Annotated in this window: 18 protein-coding genes; 16 read left to right on the forward strand and 2 right to left on the reverse strand. The window is 58.4% G+C overall.

Features of this window, described 5'->3' with window-relative positions; all coding sequences use genetic code 11:
* Positions 1–270 precede the first annotated feature (270 nt).
* The 5 genes from LQ231_RS22005 to LQ231_RS22025 are packed head-to-tail and all read left to right on the forward strand — an operon-like array spanning position 271 to position 5,327.
* Complete coding sequence (locus tag LQ231_RS22005) at positions 271–1,107, forward strand: metallophosphoesterase (RefSeq protein ID WP_230173954.1); 837 nt, start codon at positions 271–273, stop codon at positions 1,105–1,107.
* Positions 1,104–2,273: an ABC transporter ATP-binding protein gene (locus tag LQ231_RS22010; protein ID WP_230173956.1), complete on the forward strand. Its 1,170-nt coding sequence runs from the start codon at positions 1,104–1,106 to the stop codon at positions 2,271–2,273. The genes LQ231_RS22005 and LQ231_RS22010 overlap by 4 nt, the downstream gene beginning before the upstream one ends.
* The gene (locus tag LQ231_RS22015; protein ID WP_230173958.1) at positions 2,266–3,204 is read left to right on the forward strand and encodes a sugar ABC transporter permease; all 939 of its coding nucleotides are present in this window, start codon (positions 2,266–2,268) and stop codon (positions 3,202–3,204) included. Before LQ231_RS22010 ends, LQ231_RS22015 begins: the two co-directional genes overlap by 8 nt.
* A complete protein-coding gene (locus LQ231_RS22020; protein WP_230173960.1) occupies positions 3,201–4,037 on the forward strand; it encodes a carbohydrate ABC transporter permease in 837 nt (278 codons plus the stop codon). The genes LQ231_RS22015 and LQ231_RS22020 overlap by 4 nt, the downstream gene beginning before the upstream one ends.
* A gap of 24 nt (positions 4,038–4,061) precedes the next feature.
* On the forward strand, positions 4,062–5,327 hold the full coding sequence (locus LQ231_RS22025; protein WP_230173962.1) for an ABC transporter substrate-binding protein: 1,266 nt from the start codon (positions 4,062–4,064) through the stop codon (positions 5,325–5,327).
* Between the two features lie 62 nt (positions 5,328–5,389).
* On the opposite strand, the gene LQ231_RS22030 is transcribed toward LQ231_RS22025, so the two are convergent.
* Positions 5,390–6,385 (reverse strand): substrate-binding domain-containing protein, encoded by a 996-nt coding sequence (locus LQ231_RS22030; protein ID WP_230173964.1) that lies wholly within the window; start codon positions 6,383–6,385, stop codon positions 5,390–5,392.
* Positions 6,386–6,936: 551 nt separating this feature from the next.
* Here LQ231_RS22030 and LQ231_RS22035 point away from each other — a divergent pair.
* The 4 genes from LQ231_RS22035 to LQ231_RS22050 all read left to right on the forward strand — a co-directional run bounded on the left by LQ231_RS22035 (position 6,937) and on the right by LQ231_RS22050 (position 12,423).
* Positions 6,937–7,194, forward strand: coding sequence for a YMGG-like glycine zipper-containing protein (locus LQ231_RS22035; RefSeq protein ID WP_113140020.1), 258 nt, complete (start codon positions 6,937–6,939; stop codon positions 7,192–7,194).
* A 384-nt stretch (positions 7,195–7,578) separates the two neighbouring features.
* Complete coding sequence (locus LQ231_RS22040) at positions 7,579–9,120, forward strand: AbgT family transporter (RefSeq protein WP_230173966.1); 1,542 nt, start codon at positions 7,579–7,581, stop codon at positions 9,118–9,120.
* 48 nt (positions 9,121–9,168) lie between these two features.
* The gene (locus LQ231_RS22045) at positions 9,169–10,371 is read left to right on the forward strand and encodes a M20/M25/M40 family metallo-hydrolase (RefSeq protein WP_230173967.1); all 1,203 of its coding nucleotides are present in this window, start codon (positions 9,169–9,171) and stop codon (positions 10,369–10,371) included.
* Between the two features lie 216 nt (positions 10,372–10,587).
* Positions 10,588–12,423 (forward strand): SLC13 family permease, encoded by a 1,836-nt coding sequence (locus LQ231_RS22050; RefSeq protein WP_230173968.1) that lies wholly within the window; start codon positions 10,588–10,590, stop codon positions 12,421–12,423.
* Between the two features lie 177 nt (positions 12,424–12,600).
* On the opposite strand, the gene LQ231_RS22055 is transcribed toward LQ231_RS22050, so the two are convergent.
* Positions 12,601–14,325 carry a hypothetical protein gene (locus LQ231_RS22055; protein ID WP_230173969.1) on the reverse strand — a complete coding sequence of 575 codons (1,725 nt, stop codon included), beginning with the start codon at positions 14,323–14,325 and terminating at the stop codon, positions 12,601–12,603.
* Positions 14,326–14,756: 431 nt separating this feature from the next.
* Here LQ231_RS22055 and LQ231_RS22060 point away from each other — a divergent pair, with 431 nt between their 5' ends.
* From LQ231_RS22060 to LQ231_RS22090, 7 genes are read left to right on the forward strand one after another with little or no spacing between them, the layout of a single operon-like run.
* Positions 14,757–15,287 carry a Na+/H+ antiporter subunit E gene (locus LQ231_RS22060; protein ID WP_230173970.1) on the forward strand — a complete coding sequence of 177 codons (531 nt, stop codon included), beginning with the start codon at positions 14,757–14,759 and terminating at the stop codon, positions 15,285–15,287.
* Positions 15,280–15,540, forward strand: coding sequence for a monovalent cation/H+ antiporter complex subunit F (locus tag LQ231_RS22065; protein WP_113140026.1), 261 nt, complete (start codon positions 15,280–15,282; stop codon positions 15,538–15,540). The genes LQ231_RS22060 and LQ231_RS22065 overlap by 8 nt, the downstream gene beginning before the upstream one ends.
* A gap of 5 nt (positions 15,541–15,545) precedes the next feature.
* Positions 15,546–15,788 carry a hydrogenase subunit MbhD domain-containing protein gene (locus LQ231_RS22070; protein WP_230175016.1) on the forward strand — a complete coding sequence of 81 codons (243 nt, stop codon included), beginning with the start codon at positions 15,546–15,548 and terminating at the stop codon, positions 15,786–15,788.
* A gap of 3 nt (positions 15,789–15,791) precedes the next feature.
* Positions 15,792–16,139 carry a monovalent cation/H(+) antiporter subunit G gene (mnhG, locus tag LQ231_RS22075; protein WP_113140027.1) on the forward strand — a complete coding sequence of 116 codons (348 nt, stop codon included), beginning with the start codon at positions 15,792–15,794 and terminating at the stop codon, positions 16,137–16,139.
* Positions 16,136–16,831 (forward strand): hydrogen gas-evolving membrane-bound hydrogenase subunit E, encoded by a 696-nt coding sequence (gene mbhE, locus LQ231_RS22080; protein WP_230173971.1) that lies wholly within the window; start codon positions 16,136–16,138, stop codon positions 16,829–16,831. Before mnhG ends, mbhE begins: the two co-directional genes overlap by 4 nt.
* Positions 16,832–16,851: 20 nt before the next feature.
* Positions 16,852–17,223 (forward strand): sodium:proton antiporter, encoded by a 372-nt coding sequence (locus tag LQ231_RS22085; RefSeq protein ID WP_230173972.1) that lies wholly within the window; start codon positions 16,852–16,854, stop codon positions 17,221–17,223.
* A complete protein-coding gene (locus tag LQ231_RS22090) occupies positions 17,217–20,315 on the forward strand; it encodes a proton-conducting transporter membrane subunit (protein WP_230173973.1) in 3,099 nt (1,032 codons plus the stop codon). Before LQ231_RS22085 ends, LQ231_RS22090 begins: the two co-directional genes overlap by 7 nt.
* Positions 20,316–20,329 lie beyond the last annotated feature (14 nt).

A 20,329-nucleotide genomic window follows, 5' to 3' on the forward strand; every position in this document is an offset into this window, starting at 1 on the left:
ACGACCAGGCCAGGGATGAGCCACCTTGAGAATTCCGGCGGAGGTAAACGAATACGGTCCACGAGCTTTGGGGAACGCTCGGGAAGTTGACCCGGGCCGGCCGCAGATCCGTTCCTGACAATTTGATGACGAAAATGGAAGAACGCTGAAAAGCACCGTCAAGCGCCTGACATGCAGAGCCCGTAAAGACATCGCCGACAGCCTGGCCCTCGGTATGGGCTTTCGTACAAGGCCCCGTGCTTCGGTCCCGTATCTCAAAAGGTGCAGCTTATGAAAATCGTCCAGATCAGCGATACGCATTTCAGTCCGTCCAAGCCGCATTTCAACGGCAATTGGGAGCCTGTCCGTCGCTGGATCGAGACTGTGAAACCCGATCTCGTGGTACATACCGGGGACCTGACAATAGATGGTGCCGATCAGGACGAAGACATCGTTTTCTCCATCGCGCTGCTTCAGGAGCTTGATGTTCCGGTTTTGCTGGTTCCTGGCAATCACGACGTCGGACATATGCCTGGTTCGCTGCAGCCGATCGATGACTTGCGCCTCGAGCGCTGGCGCCGGCTGGCAGGGCCGGACCGTTTCGCCAAGGATCTTGGCAACTGGCGCCTGATGGGCCTGAACAGCCTGCTGATCGGCTCCGGCCATGCGGAAGAGGTGGTCCAGTTCGACTGGCTCGTAGATAGGCTGGAAAATCGCGATGGACGGCGGGTGGCAATCTTCGGCCACAAGCCATTGTTCGTCGATGATCCGGCAGAGGGCGATACCGGTTATTGGGGCGCGGGTCCCGGCGACCGCCAGAGGCTGCTCGAATTGTTCGCGGCTCATGATGTTGCGCTGTATGCCAGCGGCCATCTGCACTGGGCTTGGCATGGCGCGATCGCCGGCACCAAACTTGTCTGGGCGCCGCCGACATCTTTCATCATCGACACGCTTGAGCGTGAAATGCCGGGCGAGAGGCTGGTGGGTGGTGTCGTGCATCACTTGGCTGACGGCGTAACGAGCGAGATCGTTGCGGTCGACGGCGCCACGGCGCACATCCTCGATCATGTCATCGATGAGGTTTATCCGCGCCACGCGACCAAGGTTGTCGTGGAGGCAGCCCAATGACCGTCTTCAACCTCCACGACATCAACAAGTCCTTCGGTGGCAACAGCATCCTGAAAGGCGTCAGCCTTGAGGCTGATGCTGGCGAGTTTATTGCCCTTGTCGGTCCGTCCGGCTGCGGCAAGAGCACGCTGCTGCGCATCGTCGCCGGCCTCGATCATGCGGACCATGGCGAGATCGTCATCGGCGGTGAAGACGTCTCGGCGAAGGCCGCGGGTGATCGCAACGTTGCAATGGTCTTCCAGTCCTACGCGCTCTACCCACATCTGACCGCAGGCCAGAACATTGCCGTGCCGCTTGCGATGCGCCGATTGTCGACGGCGGGCCGGTTGCCGCTGATCGGAGCCCTACTGTCTGACCAGCGCCAGATCCGCGCCGATATCCAGCGCGACGTTCGCGCCATGGCGGGTTCTCTCAAGATCGACCACCTGCTCGACCGCAAGCCGGGCCAGATGTCTGGTGGCCAGCGCCAGCGCGTGGCGCTTGCCCGCGCCATGGTCAGACAGCCGAATGTCTTTCTGATGGACGAGCCGCTCTCCAATCTTGATGCCAACCTGCGCGTCCATGCCCGCGGCGAGATCGTTGAGCTGCATCGCAAGGCCGGCGTGCCGACATTGTATGTCACGCATGACCAGTCGGAAGCCCTGTCGATGGCCGACCGTGTTGCCGTCATGATCGGTGGCCGGCTACTGCAGCTCGACAGCCCGCGCACCATCTACGACGATCCCTCACATCTCGAAGTGGCGAAGTTCCTCGGCCAGCCGCGCATCAACGTGCTGCCGACCGTCATTGACGACGAAGGTCTCGTCCATGTCGGCCACATCCGGCTTGCCACACGCAAGGATCTCAAGCCGGGAGCAGCACTGTCCATCGCGTTTCGCCCCGAATTCGTCAGGCTTGGCGAAGCCGGCGGGGGAGGGGTGCCGGCGCGGGTCGAGCGATTGGAATTCCTCGGCTCCGAAGTGGTGGTCTTTACCAAACTGGCAGCGATGGATGCAGTCGTTGTGGCGAAGATCGCGCCTGCGGACGCGATCGGGCTCAAGTCTGGCCAGCCAATCGATCTCAAGCTCGACCCGGATGCAATCCTGCTCTTCGACGAACAGGGTGAACGCCTGCCGGCCAGCGTCGCCATGGTGTCGGCTTTGCGATCGGAGGCCGTTCATGGCTAGTCTTGTTTCGGATCACGGTGGCACGCCCTCGCTTACCCGGACGGGTGCTCGACTGGCGCAGCGCCGGGAAGCCCGCATTGCCATGGCGCTTTCGGCACCGGCACTGCTGTTGATCTTCTGCTTCATCATCTTGCCGACCATTGCGGTGATCGTCCTCGGTTTTACCGATTTCGAGCTTGGCTATGGCAGTTTCAACTTCGTCGGCTTCGAGAACTATGCAGAGCTGTTGAACGACCGCACCTTCCGGAAGTCGCTGTGGAACACCACGGTCTATGCGGCGATCGTTGCGCCGGCTTCGATGGCGCTCGGGCTTGGCATCGCGTTGCTGATCGAATCCGAAGGTTGGGGTAAGAGCCTGTTTCGCACGGCCTATTTCCTGCCGGTCGCGTCGCTGCTCGTCGCCATGGCCACCGTGTGGCAATATCTCTTCCATCCGACCATCGGGCCGATCAACGCTATGCTCGACATGATCGGCATCCAGGGTCCGAACTGGCTTGGCGCGTCGAAAACCGTGATGACCAGCCTGTCGATCATCGGCATTTGGCAATCGACCGGATTCAACATGGTCCTGTTCCTTGCCGGCCTTTCCGCCATCCCGCGTGAGCTCTATCAGGCGGCCGAAGTCGACGGCGCCCGCTCGGCTTTCTCGAGGTTCTGGCTGGTGACTTGGCCGATGCTTGGCCCGACGACCCTCTTCGTCACGACAATCAGCATCATCAACGCGGTAAAGGTGTTCGAGACGGTGAAGACGCTGACCGAAGGCGGCCCGAACAAGGCATCCGAAGTCCTGCTGTTCACCATCTACCAGGAAGGCTTCGTCTTCCTGCGTGTCGGCTATGCCTCGGCGATGACCGTAATCTTCCTCGCCATCCTCGTATCGCTGATGTTCCTCCAGTACCGCGTCATGGACCGGAAAGTGCACTACGCATGACACAGGCTCCCCTCTCCGCCGGCCGCATCCTGCGCCTCGCGGCCCTGTCCTTTGGCGCCATCCTGTTTCTGGCGCCCTACATTTTCATGATTTCGACCGCCGGCAAGGCACAGAGCGAGATCTTCTCCTCCTCGCTCTCGCTGATCCCCCAGACCTGGTCCTATGCGGAGAACTTCGCCAAGGCCTTCGGCCGGGTATCCATGGCGGGACTGCTTCTGAACGGCTTTGTCGTTTGTGCACTGATCCTGATTGTCCAGGTCGTCGTGGCAATCCCTTGTGCCTATGCCATGGCCAAGCTCTCCTTTGCCGCCGCGCGTTTGATGATGGCGCTGGTAATGCTTGGCCTCCTCGTCCCGATCCATGCAACGGCCCTGCCGCTCTATGTCGCCTTTGACCGGATGTCTGCGCTCAACAGCTATTTCGCACTGGTCGCGCCATTCTCGATCTCGGTGTTTGCGATCTTCCTGTTCCTGCAGTTCTTCCGCGGCATTCCTGACGACCTGATCCATGCGGCACGGCTCGACGGCATGTCGGAGACAGGCATCGTTGCGCGGATAATCGTGCCGAATGCCTGGCCGGCAATCACCGCCTTTTCGATCTTCTCGGTCGTCGCCCATTGGAACGATCTGTTCTGGCCGCTGATCGTCGTCACCAACCAGTCCTATGCCACCCCGCCGCTCGGCCTTCTCTACTTCCGTGCGGCTGAGGCCGGCGACGACTACGGCGCGCTGATGGCGGCCACGCTCATCATCACCCTTCCTCTCGTTCTTGCCTTCCTGCTCGCGCAGAAGCGCTTCGTCGAGGGTATCACCATGACCGGTCTGAAAGGCTGATCGGTCCAACCCAGGAGATCTGCAATGACTCTTTTCAAGAAAGCGATGACCGCAGTCGCGGTCACGATGGCGACCTTCGTTCCGGCGCATGCCGAAACGGTGCTCAACATCCACTATCCGATGCCCGGCTTCTTCAAGGACGTGATGGACACGATCTCGAAGAAGTTCATGGAAGAAAACCCCGATATCAAGATCACCTTCGCCAACCCGTCGGCAACCTATGAAGAAGGCATCCAGACCATCATGCGTCAGGCTGGCACGGCAGAAATGCCGGATGTCACCTTCATCGGTCTGAACCGTCTGCGCATGGTCAACGAGCGCGATATCCCGGTCGACCTCGGTCCATTCATGGCCAAGGACGGCAACATGGCCGAGCAGGGCTTTTCCGACAACATCCTGAAGCTCGCCCAGGTCAAGGGCAAGCAGGTTGGTCTCGCATTCGCGACCTCCAATCCGATCATGTATTACAATGCCGATCTGGTTCGCAAAGCCGGCGGCAATCCGGATGTCGCTCCGAAGACCTGGGACGAGGTGATTGCACTCTCCTCCAAGATCAAGGCACTCGGCGATGGCAATGAAGGTATCGACTTCCGCTGGCAGGGTGACGACTGGATGTTCTCCGCGCTGCTGTTCGGTGCCGGTGGCAAGATGCTCAACGACGAAGAGACTGCCGTTGCCTTTAACGGTGCCGAAGGCCTGAAGGCGTTTGAACTGGTCGATCGCATGGTCAAGGAAGGCGGCCTTCCGGTCTTCACCAAGCAGGCTGGCGAACAGGCCTTTGTTGCCGGCAAGGTCGGCTTTGCCTTCCAGACCACGGGCGCTCTTCGCAACACCATCAAGAATGTCGGCGACAAGTTCGACCTGCGCACCGCTCATATTCCGCTGATCGACCCGGTCAATGGTAAGCTGCCGACCGGTGGCAACGCGGCCGTCATGTTGACCCGCGATGCTGAAAAGCAGGACGCTGCCTGGAAGTTCATCAAGTTCGCTTCGGGACCATACGGCGCCTCGGTTGTCGTGCCGGGCACTGGCTATGTGCCGAACAATGAATTGGCCGCAACGTCGGCGGAATACCTCGGTAATTTCTACAAGGAAAACTCGCTGTTTCGCGCTGGCCTCGAGCAGATGCCGCTGATGCAGCCCTGGTATGCTTTCCCGGGTTCGAACGGTGTGAAGGTGACCCAGACCATCGTTGAGAACTTGTCGCGCGTGGTCGAGCAGTCGGCCGAGCCGAAGGAAGCGCTGGACGACGCAGCCGCCGAAGTCGAAGGCCTGCTGCCGCGCAGCTGACCCCTCTGTTTGTAACCAAAAACATCGACGCGCCGCTTCTTCGAGCGGCGCGCTTTGCCGTCTCAGAATGAAGGGTCGATCCGTCGGACTGTGCCGCCGGGTTTCAACTTGTAACCCATGCTGAGATGACGAGGTTCCGCGGCGTTCTCGGCAATATCGAGCAGCAGTGAGGCTGCGGTGGTGCCCATGCTGGCGTCGGCCATTTCGATCGTCGTCAGCGGTGGATCGACCAGGCGGCCGATAGCGATGCCATCGAAACCGGCGACCGAAACATCGGCGGGAACCGCCAAGCCTTCGCGGCGTAGAGCATGGATGACACCAAGGGCGAGAAGATCGTTCGAGGCTATGATGGCAGTCGGACGGTGTCTTTGGAGTGTCTCGCTGAGGTCCAGCTCGTCGTTTCCGGTCACAAAAGGGATCTGCAAGGCATCATGTATCGGCAAGCAGGCGCTTGTCATCGCAGCGCCGTAGCCCTCATAACGCAGCCGCGCACGATCGGAACTTTCAAAACGTCCCGATACAAACAGGATCCTCTGATGCCCATGGTCGATCAGATATTGGGTGATCTCGATCGAGGCCGCCCGGTTGTCGGTTGTGACTGCAGCCTGAAAGCGCGAGGTCGGCAAATTGTTCAAGAGAACGGTCGGCGGCAAGAAAGGGGTTATCTGGTCTTGGCTCTTCATCATGTCGCAGACGGTCAGAATCAGCCCGGTTGGCTTTTCTGCGAGCAACGAAGCGATTGCGTCAGCCTCGCGGGCTGGATCGTAGTCGGATTGGGCGATCAGGACACCATGTCCGGAGATCCGCATCCTGTTCTGAATGCCCGACAAGGATGCAGCGAAGACAGGATTGGTCAGGCTGGGGATCAGGACGCCGATCACTGGCCGCTTCCGGCCGGCTGGCATCGGCCCCTCGATGCGATGATAGCCGAGATCGGACGCCGCCTTGCGCACGCGCCGGACCATGTTCTCACTGGTGTGGCCGCTTCGGTTGAGCACACGACAAACGGTTGCCGTCGAGCAGCCGGCTTTCTGCGCAATTTCCTCAAGGGTCGCCATGTGGCCTCGTCTTGATCATGGCATCGAGCAGCCCGATCGGCTTCGGCAGGTGCATTGTGGCATGTCTGCTAGCGGACTTGCGTGACAATCGTTTGACGCAGCCACGGTAATTTCATGGAGTGGGCGATCGATCAGGCGACTGACGGAACCGCTGCGACAGGTTGCGCACGAACGGAACCGGCGGTCTTAAGTGACAATTTGCGGAAATCATCAAGCGCGGGCGCGCCGGATATCGGTTGTGATGGGCATCGTGGGCTTTCTACCAAGCCCCCGGCGGATACAAAACCTTGCGGTGCAGGCTTCGCAGTTCTAAATATTTCCGCATCCTAAAGCGAGATTTCATCTCGAATATCGCGTTGTCCTTCCTGCCGGAAGCTCAGTTCTGATCATTGAAATCATTGTTTAGTTTCGCCGACAAGTTTTGAACCCGAAGCCTAGTTTTGGGATTCTGAGCTGATCACAGACAAATTTGTCGCACTATATTCGATTTAGCCGCAGTTGCGGCTTCACTTGCTAGCGCCAGAGCCTGAAACATGACGAAGGAGAGTAAAATGAAGAAAATGCTCGTATTTTCCTTGATCTGCCTATCCCTCGCAGGTTGCACTGCAACGGAACGGGGCGCTGGCATTGGCGCGGCATCCGGTGCTGTCATTGGTGGCGCAATCACCAACGACGTGCGCGGTGCAGCTGTCGGTGCTGCCATCGGTGGTGTTTCTGGTGCCCTGATCGGTAATGTCGCCGGCCAGCCAGGGCAGTGTTACTACCGGGACCGGAACGGCCGCCGCTACACCGCCCCATGCCCACGCTGATTGCTGAAAGGTCTGCCGTAAAACGTAGATGCTGACCCGTTTCGTTTTGCCGAGCATGATGCCCCGGGATGGTGGGCGTCAAGGCAAGTCCGGCATGCCTGCGGTAATCTATGGCTGAGGTATTCTGCATGCATTCGGCGAGAGAGACACTGAGGATGCCGCCTGCAAGGGGATAAGCGCGCTAGTCGACACCAGCGCTACAAGGTGGTTGTGATTTGGGTGTCCGCTGATCCCAGCCACGGCTTTTCCCAATGCCTTGATCAGCACCGGTGATGCGCAAGGCGAGCGACATATTTCGATTCTGACCACCGTTTATCAAATGCGCCAATTCGACCTTCGGGCGATCGATCTGGCGATATCCTTGGGCTCAACGGGAGACAAGACATGGCCAACGCCAGTGCCGCATCAAAGACCACGATGCAGAGATTCCTCGATGGTGTCGAAAAGGTCGGGAACATGGTTCCCCACCCCGTGGTCATCTTTCTCATCCTGATTGGCATCGTAATCGTTCTGTCGGCCATTCTTGGGTTGTTTGGCACGGCGGTGACCTATGAGCAGATTAATCCGGAAACGCATGAATTGGAAACGGCCTCCACGGCCATCCGTAGCTTGCTGAGCATCGAGGGTATACGCTTCATGTATGCCTCTCTCGTTCCCAACTTCATGAGTTTTACCGCGGTGGGCTTGATGATCGCGGCCATGATTGGGGCGGGTGTCGCTGAAGAATCCGGTCTGGTCACGGCCCTGATCCGCAAGCTGGTGATCGTCGCACCGCGCTGGGCGCTCACTTACATCCTCGCTTTCGTTGGCATCCTTGCCAGTATTGCTGCCGATGCTGGTTACCTGGTGTTGATCCCGTTGGCAGGTGTAGCTTACCTGGCCGTTGGCCGACATCCACTTGCGGGACTGGCACTGGGCTTTGCCGCAGTCGCGGGCGCCTTCACCGTTAACATGCTGATCAAACCGCTGGATGCGGTTCTTGTCGAGTTTACCAATGATGCAGCAAGGCTGGTCGATCCAAACGCTTCGATCGGGTTGGCATCCAATCTCTGGTTCTCCATCGCCTCCGTCGCTTTTCTCACGGTGGTGATAGCCTTCATCACCGATAAGATGATTGCCCCCCGCCTGGGCGAATACAAGCCTGCGGATGGGGCAGCGGTCAGTCAGGGCGCCGTTCTGACGGAACAGGAAACGCACGGATTGCGATATGCACTCTATGCGCTGATTGCCCTTGTTGTGGTCTTTCTGCTGCTGACGCTGCCATCCGGTGCGCCTTTGCGGAACCCCGATACCGGCGAACTGATTGGCAATTCGCCGTTCATGAACGGCCTGATCGCGTTGATCATGCTGGTCTTTCTGACAACAGGCTGGGCCTTCGGCGTAGGGGCGGGAACCTTGCGGACTTTGACCGAGGTCATTGCCGCGATCGAAAAATCGATCAAGAACATGGGCGGTACGATCTTCCTGTTCTTCGTGCTCAGCCAGTTCGTGGCCTATTTCACCTATACCAATATCGGCACTGTGATGGCGCTCAGCTTGGCGGGCACGCTTCAAGCCGCCAATATCGGTGCATTGCCATTGTTGCTAGGCTTCATCGTCGTGGTGGCGATCATCGACCTGCTTCTGACAGGGGCGATCGCAAAATGGGCAATCTTCGCACCGGTCTTCGTGCCGCTTCTGATGAAGCTTGGCGTTGAACCGGAGGCCGTGCTTGCGGCTTATCGCGTCGGCGATTCACCGATGAATGCGATCACACCTCTCAACGCCTATTTCGCCCTCGTCGTCGGGTTTGCCCAGAAATACGACAAGTCTGCGGGCGTCGGAACGCTCGTATCTCTCATGCTGCCCTATGTCGTGTGGATGTTCGTTCTGTGGACGGCGCTCTTTGCGATCTGGCAAGCGCTCGGTTTGCCCTGGGGCTTGTGATGGCCGGTATCAGACACCAATCAAAATCGTAGAATCCGGAGGGACACCATGAGTAGCACCCAAATTCCGCTTAATGTCGCTGCCGCAGAAGACCATTTGATGCGTTTTCTGTCTGTCGAGGGCGTAACCGGGCAGGAGGCGAATATTGCCGCTGCCGTTTGCGAAGCACTGAAAGCCGTGGGCGTCCCGGAATCGGCAATCCGCTTCGACGATGCCAACAGTCGCATTCCGCTGCCCACCGAAACGGGCAATCTTATCGTTGATCTGCCGGGAACGCGGCCAGGCCCGCGTCTGTTGTTCTCGACGCATCTTGACACGGTGCCGCTATGCGCTGGCGCCAAGCCGAGGCGTGAGGGAGATCGCATCGTCTCTGACGGGACGACGGCCCTTGGGGGCGATGCCCGCACTGGGGTCGCAGTTCTTGTCGTCGTTGCTGAAACGCTTCTGAAGAACAAGCTGCCCCATCCGCCGATCACGCTACTGTTTACGGTGCGCGAGGAGAGCGGCCTGCATGGCGCGCGTGAACTGAACCCAGCCGATCTCAACGGTGCGGTCATGTGTATCAATGTCGACGGCCAGTCTGCCTCTGATCTGATCATCGGGGCTGTGGGGCAGGAAAACTGGGAAGTGGAAATTATCGGTCGCGCCTCGCATGCCGGGGTGGCGCCGGACAAGGGAATCTCGGCAACGATGGTCGGCGCTGTTGCGCTGGCCGATGCCCGCAAGGAGGGCTGGTTCGGCAAAATCGTCAAATCAGACGGCCGCGGCACGAGCAATGTCGGCATATTCGGTGGCAAGGACAATACCTCTGCCGGTGATGCGACCAATGTCGTTACCGACTATGCATTCATCAAGGGCGAGGCGCGCAGCCCCGAATCCAGCTTTGCTCTGAAAATTGCTGAAGGCTACAAGCAGGCATTTGCCAAAGCGCAGAGCGAAGTGACGGATCATGAGGGCGATACCGCCAAGGTGAACTTTACGCACAAGGCGTCCTACCCGCCCTTCGAACTCGGCAAAAATACGCCGATTGTCAAACGTGCGGCCAAGGCGATGCAGATACTGGGGATAGAACCGGTCTATATCTTTTCCAATGGCGGCCTGGATGCCAACTGGCTCGACAAACATGGTGTTCCGACAATCACGATTGGTGCCGGTCAGGCCGAAATCCATACGATCAAAGAATATGTCAACCTCCCAGAGTTCGAGAAAGGCTGCCGCCTCGGCGTGCTTCTGGCAACGCTTGAAGACTAAAGGTGTAAGCGAGACCCGGACACCTTTCTAGCGCCGAAACGTCGCGTACCGTCTCCGCGATATCTTCAATGGAACGTACCTTGCCGCGGTCCGGGGTGAGGGTCAGGAGACGGTTCTGCGGCAGGAGCCGGACGGGGCGGGTATCTGGTAAGCAAAATTTATCCGCTGTTGGACGTCTTGAATGGCCTGAGCAGGTCCAAGTGAGGAGCAGAGCGATTGAGCCCGATAGCCTATATAGCCGTAATCATAGCCTCAGCCGTCGTACTGTTTGTCTGGAACAAGCTGCCGGTTGTCGTGATAGCCATGTTGACGGCCCTGTCCCTGTGGGCCAGCGGCGTGTTGACGCTGGGTCAGGCGCTGGGCGGATTTGGTGATCCGGCCGTCATCTTTATCGCCTCGCTGTTCGTGGTCAGCTCCGGCCTTGAAGTGACCGGTGTCACGGCATGGGCGGGACAGCTGTTGATCCGCGGGGCGGGGGAAGAAAGCAGGACGCGGCTCCTGCTGTTGACAATGGCGCTTGTTGCATTGCTGACGGCCCTGATCAGCGTTAATGGGGCGGTTGCTGCCCTGTTGCCGGTCGTCGTCGTCATTGCCGTTCGCCTTCGGCGCAATTCATCTCAACTGCTTATGCCTTTGGTCTTCGCGGCGCATGCCGGATCTTTGCTGGCATTGACCGGAACGCCGGTGAACGTGCTCGTGTCGGAAGCCGGGATCGACGCGGGTGTGGGAGGGTTCGGTTTCTTCGAATTCGCGCTTGTCGGCGTGCCATTGCTGATCGGGACGATGGCCATCATTATCGTGTTCGGCGCAAAGCTGCTTCCCGAGCGCAATGGCGCGACCATGCCGGCTGACTTCAGCCGGCATGCCAAGACACTGGTTGAGCAATACGGGCTTGCGAGCGGGATTTATCAATTGCGGGTTCGGGCGAGTTCACCCTTTGTCGGGATGGCCGCATCCGAACTCAGCATGGCGGAGCATCCGGGGCTGCAACTTGTTGCTCTTCAGGAGGGAGAGACATCCGGCCCGCTGCGGCGCGCGCTTATCGCCGAAGGGGATCACATTGTGGTCCGAGGCGATGGAGAACTTGCGGCCGCTTTTGCAGCCCAAAAGCATATGGCATTTCGAGATGACAAGGCGACAGGTCAGGGCGAGGAGACTTTGTTCAATCGCAGTTCGGGTCTGGCAGAAGTCGTCATCCCACCGCGCTCCGGCCTGATCGGCGAGACTGTGTTTCCTGGAATGGTGACCGACAGCGGCGACCTGATCATCCTTGCGGTGCAGCGTGCCGGTGATCAGGCGGAGGCCGGCAGCGTGACACGCGATGCTGGTGGCGTGGTGCTGCGCTCAGGCGATACGATGTTGTTGCAAGGAACTTGGAAAGCGCTCGACGTGCATCTGGATGATCCCGACGTTCTCGTCGTCAACTCGCCTGAGCTGGTGCGCCGTCAGGCCGTACCGATGGGCCCCGGCGCACGCCAGGCTGTTGTCATTCTGTTCGCGATGGTCCTGCTTCTGGCAACAGGCATAGTGCCGCCAGCTGTCGCCGGCTTGCTGGCTGCCGGCGCCATCATTCTGACTGGCATCATGAGCGTCGAACAATCCTACCGCGCCATAGGCTGGACGACGGTCATCCTTGTCGGTGCGATGATGCCCTTGTCCACGGCCATGGTCGAAACCGGCGCAGCCCAGCTGATGGCCGAACATCTGGTAACCCTTGTCGGCGATGCCGGACCCATGGCGCTGCTCGCCGGCTTGTTTCTGCTGACCGCAATCATGGGCCAGTTGATCAGCAACACGGCGACGGCATTGATTGTCATCCCGATTGGTGTCGCTGCTGCGACAGCAATGGGCATTTCCCCACGCCCCGTGCTGATGAGCACGGCCGTTGCCGCGGCGGCATCTTTCTTGACACCGATCGCAACGCCAACAAATCTGATGGTGATGGGACCTGGTGGATATAATTTCAGTGACTACTGGAAGCTCGGTCTGCCATTGTTGATCTGGTTCTTCGTGGTTTCCGTGTTCATCGTGCCGCTGATCTGGCGATTTTGAATCCCGCGCTTCCTTCATCGTGAGTTGACGAGGGCCCGTCTTGTTTGGCAGCGCGCTGTATTTTGCCAGGGTGAGCAGACGTGGTGCTTGAACTGAGGCTGCCAATCGATATCGAGAATGTGCAAATGGACGTCGACTGCAGTTCGCTGTTCTGTTTGTTCGATGCCAACCGAAGGGCTATTTTGATTTGACGAGCCCGGAAAACCCGGCGACAGCCAAGAGGCTGAGCGCCCAGCCGACGATGGACTGGAAAAAGAAATAGTTCAGCGTGAATGCCCCTTTGGGCTTGGTGGGATCCGGCCGCCAGAATTCCTTCTGCTCGATTGACAGAACCGGCAAAAGCACATCCAGAGAATACATCGGCGCGTTGAACTCTGGATAGCTCGATGCCTCTGGCTGCCGAAGGAAACAGGTGAGCTGATTTTCCTCGGCCATCGCTCGCCCTGCAAGCACTTGCGAACTTGATGGCATATAGCGGTTTGAACTTTGATCAAGGCCACACATCGTCCACTCGGTCGAACGCAGCACGACGGGACTGTTTGGCTTAATCGCGCCCTGACCTTCGGCGATATCAAACACCACGGCACCAATGGCCCAGAACATCACGAGCCAAATCAACGCGAGCAGGGGTTGGCGACCGTACCGTACCGTGATGGCCAAAATGCCGTCGGTGATTGCCAGTGCGATACGCAAGGCAGGATTTCTTGCACGTGCCCGCCGCGCCCGACGTTGCAGCCGCTCCTTTTCAATGAGGACTGCGCGCGCGTCCTCATCATGCCCCATCGCACCCAGAACCATGGCAAGTTGCTCGTAAGGCTGTGGCCAGAAATCCGCCCTCCAGCGATCTGGCGATTGCCGCGAAAGCCAATCGAGCCGGTTCACAGCATCAACCGGTCCGCCGATGAAGGCGCCGTATTGGCATCGGTTGAGGAGCAAGTCGCCGGTCTTTGGCCAACTTTCGTGGTCGTCATCGATTGCGCCGATTGTCGTGGCTGTCAGATCAAGCGTGCCGTTGATTGCGGCGCCCTGACGCAGAAAAAACGCACCTTCGACAGTTGCGCGATTGAGCCTGAGTGCATGGCCGCCAGGCTGTGACAGGGCTGCGCCCGTACAATCGATGTCACCGACGAAGCGCGCGCCAAGCAGGCGCGTTTCGCCCATAATCTTTGCCCCGCGCAGCGCAAGATCACCGCCCGCGACAATCCCGTCACCGTTGAGCGCAATTTCGCCCGGCCGAGTGATCTGGCCACCGACCGCGTTGACGTCGCCGCCCAGCCGCACCCCGGAAAGGTTCAGACCGCCCTTTATGTCGGCGCCGCGCATGAGTATCCCGCCTCTTGCCTCCAGGCCGCTGGCCTCGATCGCTATGCCCTCAGGTGATGCGATCGAAACGCCATCTGCCTCGAAACTTCCGCCGATCCGCGCGCCGGAGATCCGGATCTCTCCGGTCACGATCGCGCCGCGCACGGAAATACAACCGCGGGCTTCCAACCGATCCGCCTGCAGGCCGGGGAGGTGGGATCCGTCAAGAAAGAGATTGTCGATGATCGCTGACTGCAGGACCGGAGATGCCTCGAAGCGGCAATCCTTCAGGCCGATATCGCGTGGGATACGACAGCCTTCCAAGTCAAGTATGCCGGTTATCCAGGCTCCACTGACCCGCACACCCTTTTCGTGCGAACGGTAGCTGTTGTCTCCCAGAATGAGGAAACGCAAGAGTTCTGCACGCATGTTGCGTGTGTCATCTTCAAGCTCCGGCAAAAGCCCGTCACCCAATCGATCGAAGTTGCCTGAGCTTAGATAGGCGACGACCTTTGCTTCGGCTCCAGTGAATGGACGAAAGCTGTCGAGGCTGGATAGAACACCAACGTGAGGGGGGATGAATGGAGGATTGCCGTTCATGAGAGCTGTATCCGTCTGATGTCCTTGGCCGCATCGATCAAGCGAACTCTCCTTCTGCGACATGGCGAAGCCCTGTCGTCAAGTTCTGCCTGCAGCGTGTCTCGATCAGAAACTCCCATGTGCTGACACGGTTTGAAGCCTGAGGCTCTGTGTCGCGCCGCCGCATGATTGATAGATTTCTTCGTTTTGAACGAGGGTCAAGAACTAATGATGCTCGCGGCTGATGTAGGGCGAAAAAGCGTGACGGAGCAATGACATATCGGACGTAGCGCATAGTTTTCGGATTCCATGCCGATCACAGCCAGAGCCGCGTGGTGTTAAGCTCCAGCCGAATGCATGGGATCCATCCGGGTTGGCATAAGCGCAAGATCTAGCGGTTCCCTTGTCGACGGTTCTGACCACGTCTCCGTTCGCTTATTGAAGGTTGCGCGATGTCCAAACTGCAGCAAAAAGACCATTCGAGCGGCGTGGCGTGGGCGCAAGGGTTTGTTTTCCTCTGGGGCTTCCTGTTTGCCGTATGGCTCGTGATCAATGCCACGTCGGAGTTTTCCGTCGTTCTTGTCGGTGCGGTCTTTTCATTTGCCCTGTCTGCGATCTTCGTCTGGCGAAGCGATGTCTGGCGCATCGGGTTTACCCCTCGCAAGCTCTACCACTTTCTCGCCTATACGGGGGCTTTCTTCGTCGAGATGGTCAAGGCGAACATCAATATGATGCGTTATGTCTATGCGCCGCGCATCGATATCCGTCCCGGCATCGTGAAGATCAATATACGGCTGAGGTCACCAATCGGGCGGTTGGCACTCGCCAATTCGATTGCCCTTACCCCCGGCTCGCTGGTCATGGACATCAGCGACGACGCCATGTTCATTCACTGGCTCGACGTCAAGACGACAGATCCCGAGGCGGCGACAGGAATGATAGCTGGGGCTTTTGAAAAACATCTGGAGGTGGTGTTTGGCTGACATCATTCTGCAAATTGCAGTCATCCTGATTTTCTTCAGTATCGTGTTCGGTGTACTGCGCCTGATTATCGGCAGAACGTCCGTAGACCGGGTCGTTGCCATCGACATGTTGACGGTTGTGTCGATCGCGATGATTGCGCTCTATGCGCATATTTCTGGGCGTTTCGTCTACATTGATGTTGCTCTGGTCTACGGGCTGTTGAGCTTTCTGGCTGTTCTCGCCATTGCCCGCTTCCTCGAAAAGGGGCCGTGAGCAAAATGCTTGAACTGTTGATCCTCTTGGTCTGCGGTAGCATCCTCGTCAGTGGGGTTCTGGCTGTTCTGCTCGAGAGCCTGATGGCCGCGATGATCAGTGCGGGGCTTGCCAGCCTGTTTGCTGCGGTTTCCTACTTACTTCTGGCTGCCCCCGATGTAGCGATGGCGGAGGCCGCCATCGGGTCCGGTCTTGCGACGTTGATTTTTCTCTATGCCATTCGCAAGACCAATGGCGGAAGGGAGTGACGCATGGCTGAGTTGATCGGCAGCATCCTGATCCTCATCGGTGCGTTTTTCCTGTTCTCTGCAGGTCTCGGTCTCCTGCGCATGCCCGACACCTTCACACGCATCCAGGCCGGTACCAAGGCATCGACCCTCGGCAATATACTGGTCCTTGCCGGTCTTGGCATTTATCATCCGGATTGGACGCTGAAACTTCTGATCGTTGCCTACTTCATTCTCATGACCAATCCACTGTCATCGCACGCATTGTCGCGAGCGGCCTATGCGATCCGCACGCCTATGGCCCCGGGCACGATTGTTGACGCATTGCGTAACGAGCAGGACGTGCTTGCAGGCAGGAGCGAGGAGACATGAGCCGCTTTTTCAGCCTGCTGGTGCTCGTGGCTTTCGGATTTGTCTTCGCCGGAATGATCGGCGCCTATGAGGAGCGCCAGGTTCCCTCCGCGCTTGCAATTCGCTACCTGACGGATGTGCCACAGGTTCTCGGCGCACCAAATGTCGTGACTGGCATTCTGATTTCATTCCGTGGTTTTGACACGCTCGGCGAGGTCGCCGTGCTGTTCATGGTGGCGGCAAGTGTCGGTGTGCTTCTGGGTGCCAAGGATGATACGCCGGCTGCAAAGGGGATATCTCAAGGTGAGCCGCGTCCGCCGAGCGAACTTGTGCGCAACGGGGCGGAGGTTGTGCTTCCACTGATATTCCTGTTCGGCGCCTACGTCATCATGAACGGCCATCTTTCTGCTGGTGGTGGGTTTCAGGGTGGTGCGGTCGTGGCCTCGGGCGCGATGCTGTTCATGCTCGCTTATCCGCGCGCGCGTATCAATCACACCATCCTCAGCATCACGGAATCTCTGGCGGGTGTCGTCTACGTGATGATCGGCATTCTCGGGATCGTGCTTGCCGGAGGTTTTCTAGACAGCAGCATCCTTCCGCGCGGCGCGTTCGGAGCATTCGTCAGCGCCGGTGCCATCCCGGTCATCTCAGCGCTGCTCGGCGTCAAGGTCGGCGCTGAACTCAGTGTCATCATCGACCGTTTCCGTAGCTAAGCGTCACAAGACAAGGTGCCATGATGGGATTGCCGATATCACAGATACTTCTTGCAACGGGATTTGCACTGGTGCTGATCGGTTTCTGGGGCATTCTCAAGCACCGAAACATACTGCGCATCATCATCGGCTTTTCCCTTGTCGATACGGGGCTGCACATTGTCATGGTGGCGACAGGCTACATAACGGGCGGTACAGCTCCGATTGTCGATGAGGCTCTCTCCATTGCTGATGCAGCAGCCCGTTCCGTGGACCCGATCCCTTCGGCTCTCGTTGTCACGGCCATCGTGATCGGATTTTCGGTGACGGCAATCATGCTGTCTTTCGCCATCGCGCTCTACCAGGCCACGAATACCCTTTCGATAGACGCGCTGACGGAGCAGAAATGGTAGACGGTGTCCTGCAACCGCTGAACATCTTTCTCCTCGGTCTTGGCGGCGGTTTTCTCATGCCGCTGTTGCACAAGATCGGGAGACCTCTGCCAGCGATTGCTTTCGTCGCGGCTCTCGTGACAATGACAGTGATTTCCGCGACTTGCTTCTGGAGGCTCTACAACGGCGCACCGACGATCGAAGTGTTGACAGCCGGAAGTTTGCCTCCCTTGTCGATCAACCTGCGTTTCGGCCTTGCCGAGGGCTTCTTCTCGTTGTGCGTCAATGTCGCGGCTCTTTTGGGAGCTTGGCACATGTGGGACCGGCTGCGCGCGAGCTACGCGGCCCTCTTGCTGTATCTGATCCTGACCATGGGCATCAACGGTATGGTGATGACCCGCGACCTGTTCAATCTCTTTGTCTTTCTCGAGATCGTTTCAATCGGCACCTATGGCCTCATGGGGTTTGATCGGACGCCTGTGGCTCTTGCCGCGAGCTTCAAATACATCATGGCAACCGTGATCGCGTCCTCATTCTTCCTGTTGGGGTCGGCCCTCCTGTACCATGTCACCGGCACGCTCAACATTGATGACATGATCGCCAGCCGTGTGCTGATCGCAGGTCCGATCGGTGCAACTGCGCTCGTCTTGGTGCTCGCCTGTCTGGTGGTTGAGCTGAAACCGTTTCCGGCCAATGGCTGGGGTCTCGACGTTTACGAGAGCGCCCACAGTGGCGTGGCCGCGCTTGTGTCGGGAGGCGTGTCCGCAGGTGTGTTTTTTGCGCTGTTCAAGCTGCTGCCGCTGTTTGAAAACCATCTCGGCATTCTTGCGCTGTCCGGCGGGGTCACATTCCTCTTCTCCAATCTGGTCGGCTTGAGGCAGACCAATGTTCAGAGAATGCTCGGCTATTCCTCGATTGCGCAGATGGGTCTGTTGACCCTCGCCCTTTCGCTGACGCAGCAGCTTGGGGCGCGGGAGACACTGCCACTCGTTGTCGGAGGTCTGTTCATCAACCATCTTTTCGCCAAGGCTGGCTTGTTCTGGCTGGCGGGTGTCGTCGCGCGAAAGGATACCAGTGACTGGTCCGACATCGCTGGACGACCTTTGATCCTCACTGTTTTCGCAGCACTTCTCGTGGCGATTTCTGGCCTGCCGCCATTTCCCGGTTTTTGGGCAAAATGGGAACTTATCATGCAGGTCGCCAAGGGTGAGCGCTACATCTGGATCGCAGTTATCCTTGCCGGGTCTCTGCTCGAGGCTGCTTATATGTTCCAGTGGTTCAAGCAGGCCATGCGGCCCGTGACGGGTCGGACGGATAGCGTTCTGGCCATGCCGGGCTTTGGAAAATTGCTTCCGGTGCTTGGCTGCGTGGTGCTACTCGCCGCAAGTGGTCATGCGGCAGCTAGCTTTTCCGGGGCTATTTCCCTGCCACTCGTGCTACCACTGTGTTTCGGGGCTTGTCTCTATGCACTCGATGGGCTTGCAGGCCGGTTAAAGTGCCTGTCGATGCTGTTGTTGGTGTTCGTCGGAGCGCTCTGGACTGCCCATGATCTTGCCGACATTAACGCCTTGTTCGCTGCGGTGCTCCTCAGTGGTGGATTGATTATCGCGGCGTCAAGCGCCTACCGGCCAGACAGACGCCCCGGGTTTTATCCGATGATGACCATCCTGCTGTTGTCGATCGCCAGCCTGCTGACATCTTCGACGAGTCTCGAATTCTTCTTCCATTGGGAAATCATCACGCTATCATCCTATTTCCTCATCACGCTCGGGCGTGGTGCTCATCCTTATGCATTGCAATTCCTGCTGTTTTCGCTGGTCTCGGCCTTCTGCCTACTTGCCGGATTTGGAATTGCCACGAGTGCCAATGGAACGACCGCTCTTTCCGCTTTCGCCACAGCAGGTCCGTCTGCCGCGCCGGCCTTCGTCCTTCTGGCGGGCGGTTTCCTGATCAAGGCCGGTGCTGTCGGTGTTCACGTCTGGTTGCCCGGCGCCTATGCAGAGGCGGATGACGACCTGTCGGCAATGCTGTCGGCAGTTATCAGCAAAGTTGCTGTTTTCGGCCTCTTCATGACCACCTATCTCGCCATCCGTTCCGAAGTCGGGTTGGAGATGGCACATGTGATGGGCTGGATTGGAATGGCAACCACTATTGCCGGCGCGATCATGGCGCTTCAACAGGACGATATGAAGCGTATGCTGGGATATTCCAGCATGAGCCAGATCGGCTATATCATCACGGCAATTGCACTGATGAGCCATCTTGGATGGGTAACGGCATTCTATCTCGTGACCAATCATTTGATGGTCAAAGGCATCCTGTTCCTGGCCGTCGCTGGGATTGTGCTCAGAACCGGGACGAGGCGACTGGCTGAGACCGGCGGGCTTGCAGGGGAAATGCCCTTCACGTTCGCCACCATGAGCATCGCCCTGATCTCCATGTCAGGGCTTCCGCCGCTTGCCGGTTTCGGTGGCAAATGGCTGCTGATCAGCGCTATGGTGGAGAAGGGCTGGACGGGGCTGGCCATCGCTGCTGCGGTAGCGACGTTCCTGGGTTTTCTCTATATGTTTCGTCTGTTTCATACGCTGTTCTGGGCGCCATCCATTGGGGATGGCCGAAGCATTCGGGAGGCTCCCTTGGCATTGCTGCTACCGCAATTCCTGCTGATTGCCGGAATTCTGGTGCTGTCGTTCTTTCCCAAGCTGGTCATGGAGCCGGTGTCGAAGGCAGTGGATCCGCTGTTTGCGTCCACCCTGGTCTGGAATGGCATGTCGATTGAGAGCATCTATGCCTACTGGAACCCGATGCCGGTAATGACCGTGACCGTAAGTGCCACGGTGGTGTTTTTCCTGGTGTTCTTGTTGCTATACTGGATCGCCCGTGGCCGTTCTGGTGCGGCGGGCGTGTCTCGTTTTTATGCCTTCTACCGCGCGGTATTTACGCCTCTTGTCACCCCGCTAGCGAATGCCTTCTGGGACGGCATTGCAGGGCTTGCTCTGGGGGCGGGAGGTATCGCGCGCAAGATCTACACAGGCGACGGCCAGCTATACGCGCTGCATGTGCTCTACTATGTCATTGCTTTGTACCTGCTTGGTGCTTTTGGTTTCGGCTAAGCCCTGGCTGACGC

The organism is Rhizobium sp. CECT 9324 (assembly GCF_918741265.1).
Lineage (GTDB): Bacteria > Pseudomonadota > Alphaproteobacteria > Rhizobiales > Rhizobiaceae > Allorhizobium.

Excerpts from the sequence above, each read along its gene's own strand:
- LQ231_RS22005 (WP_230173954.1), top strand. The coding sequence starts at position 271 with ATGAAAATCGTCCAGATCAGCGATACGCATTTCAGTCCGTCCAAGCCG.
- LQ231_RS22010 (WP_230173956.1), top strand. The coding sequence starts at position 1,104 with ATGACCGTCTTCAACCTCCACGACATCAACAAGTCCTTCGGTGGCAAC.
- LQ231_RS22015 (WP_230173958.1), top strand. The coding sequence starts at position 2,266 with ATGGCTAGTCTTGTTTCGGATCACGGTGGCACGCCCTCGCTTACCCGG.
- LQ231_RS22020 (WP_230173960.1), top strand. The coding sequence starts at position 3,201 with ATGACACAGGCTCCCCTCTCCGCCGGCCGCATCCTGCGCCTCGCGGCC.
- LQ231_RS22025 (WP_230173962.1), top strand. The coding sequence starts at position 4,062 with ATGACTCTTTTCAAGAAAGCGATGACCGCAGTCGCGGTCACGATGGCG.
- LQ231_RS22030 (WP_230173964.1), bottom strand. The coding sequence starts at position 6,385 with ATGGCGACCCTTGAGGAAATTGCGCAGAAAGCCGGCTGCTCGACGGCA.
- LQ231_RS22035 (WP_113140020.1), top strand. The coding sequence starts at position 6,937 with ATGAAGAAAATGCTCGTATTTTCCTTGATCTGCCTATCCCTCGCAGGT.
- LQ231_RS22040 (WP_230173966.1), top strand. The coding sequence starts at position 7,579 with ATGGCCAACGCCAGTGCCGCATCAAAGACCACGATGCAGAGATTCCTC.
- LQ231_RS22045 (WP_230173967.1), top strand. The coding sequence starts at position 9,169 with ATGAGTAGCACCCAAATTCCGCTTAATGTCGCTGCCGCAGAAGACCAT.
- LQ231_RS22055 (WP_230173969.1), bottom strand. The coding sequence starts at position 14,325 with ATGAACGGCAATCCTCCATTCATCCCCCCTCACGTTGGTGTTCTATCC.
- LQ231_RS22060 (WP_230173970.1), top strand. The coding sequence starts at position 14,757 with ATGTCCAAACTGCAGCAAAAAGACCATTCGAGCGGCGTGGCGTGGGCG.
- LQ231_RS22070 (WP_230175016.1), top strand. The coding sequence starts at position 15,546 with ATGCTTGAACTGTTGATCCTCTTGGTCTGCGGTAGCATCCTCGTCAGT.
- mnhG (WP_113140027.1), top strand. The coding sequence starts at position 15,792 with ATGGCTGAGTTGATCGGCAGCATCCTGATCCTCATCGGTGCGTTTTTC.
- mbhE (WP_230173971.1), top strand. The coding sequence starts at position 16,136 with ATGAGCCGCTTTTTCAGCCTGCTGGTGCTCGTGGCTTTCGGATTTGTC.
- LQ231_RS22085 (WP_230173972.1), top strand. The coding sequence starts at position 16,852 with ATGATGGGATTGCCGATATCACAGATACTTCTTGCAACGGGATTTGCA.
- LQ231_RS22090 (WP_230173973.1), top strand. The coding sequence starts at position 17,217 with ATGGTAGACGGTGTCCTGCAACCGCTGAACATCTTTCTCCTCGGTCTT.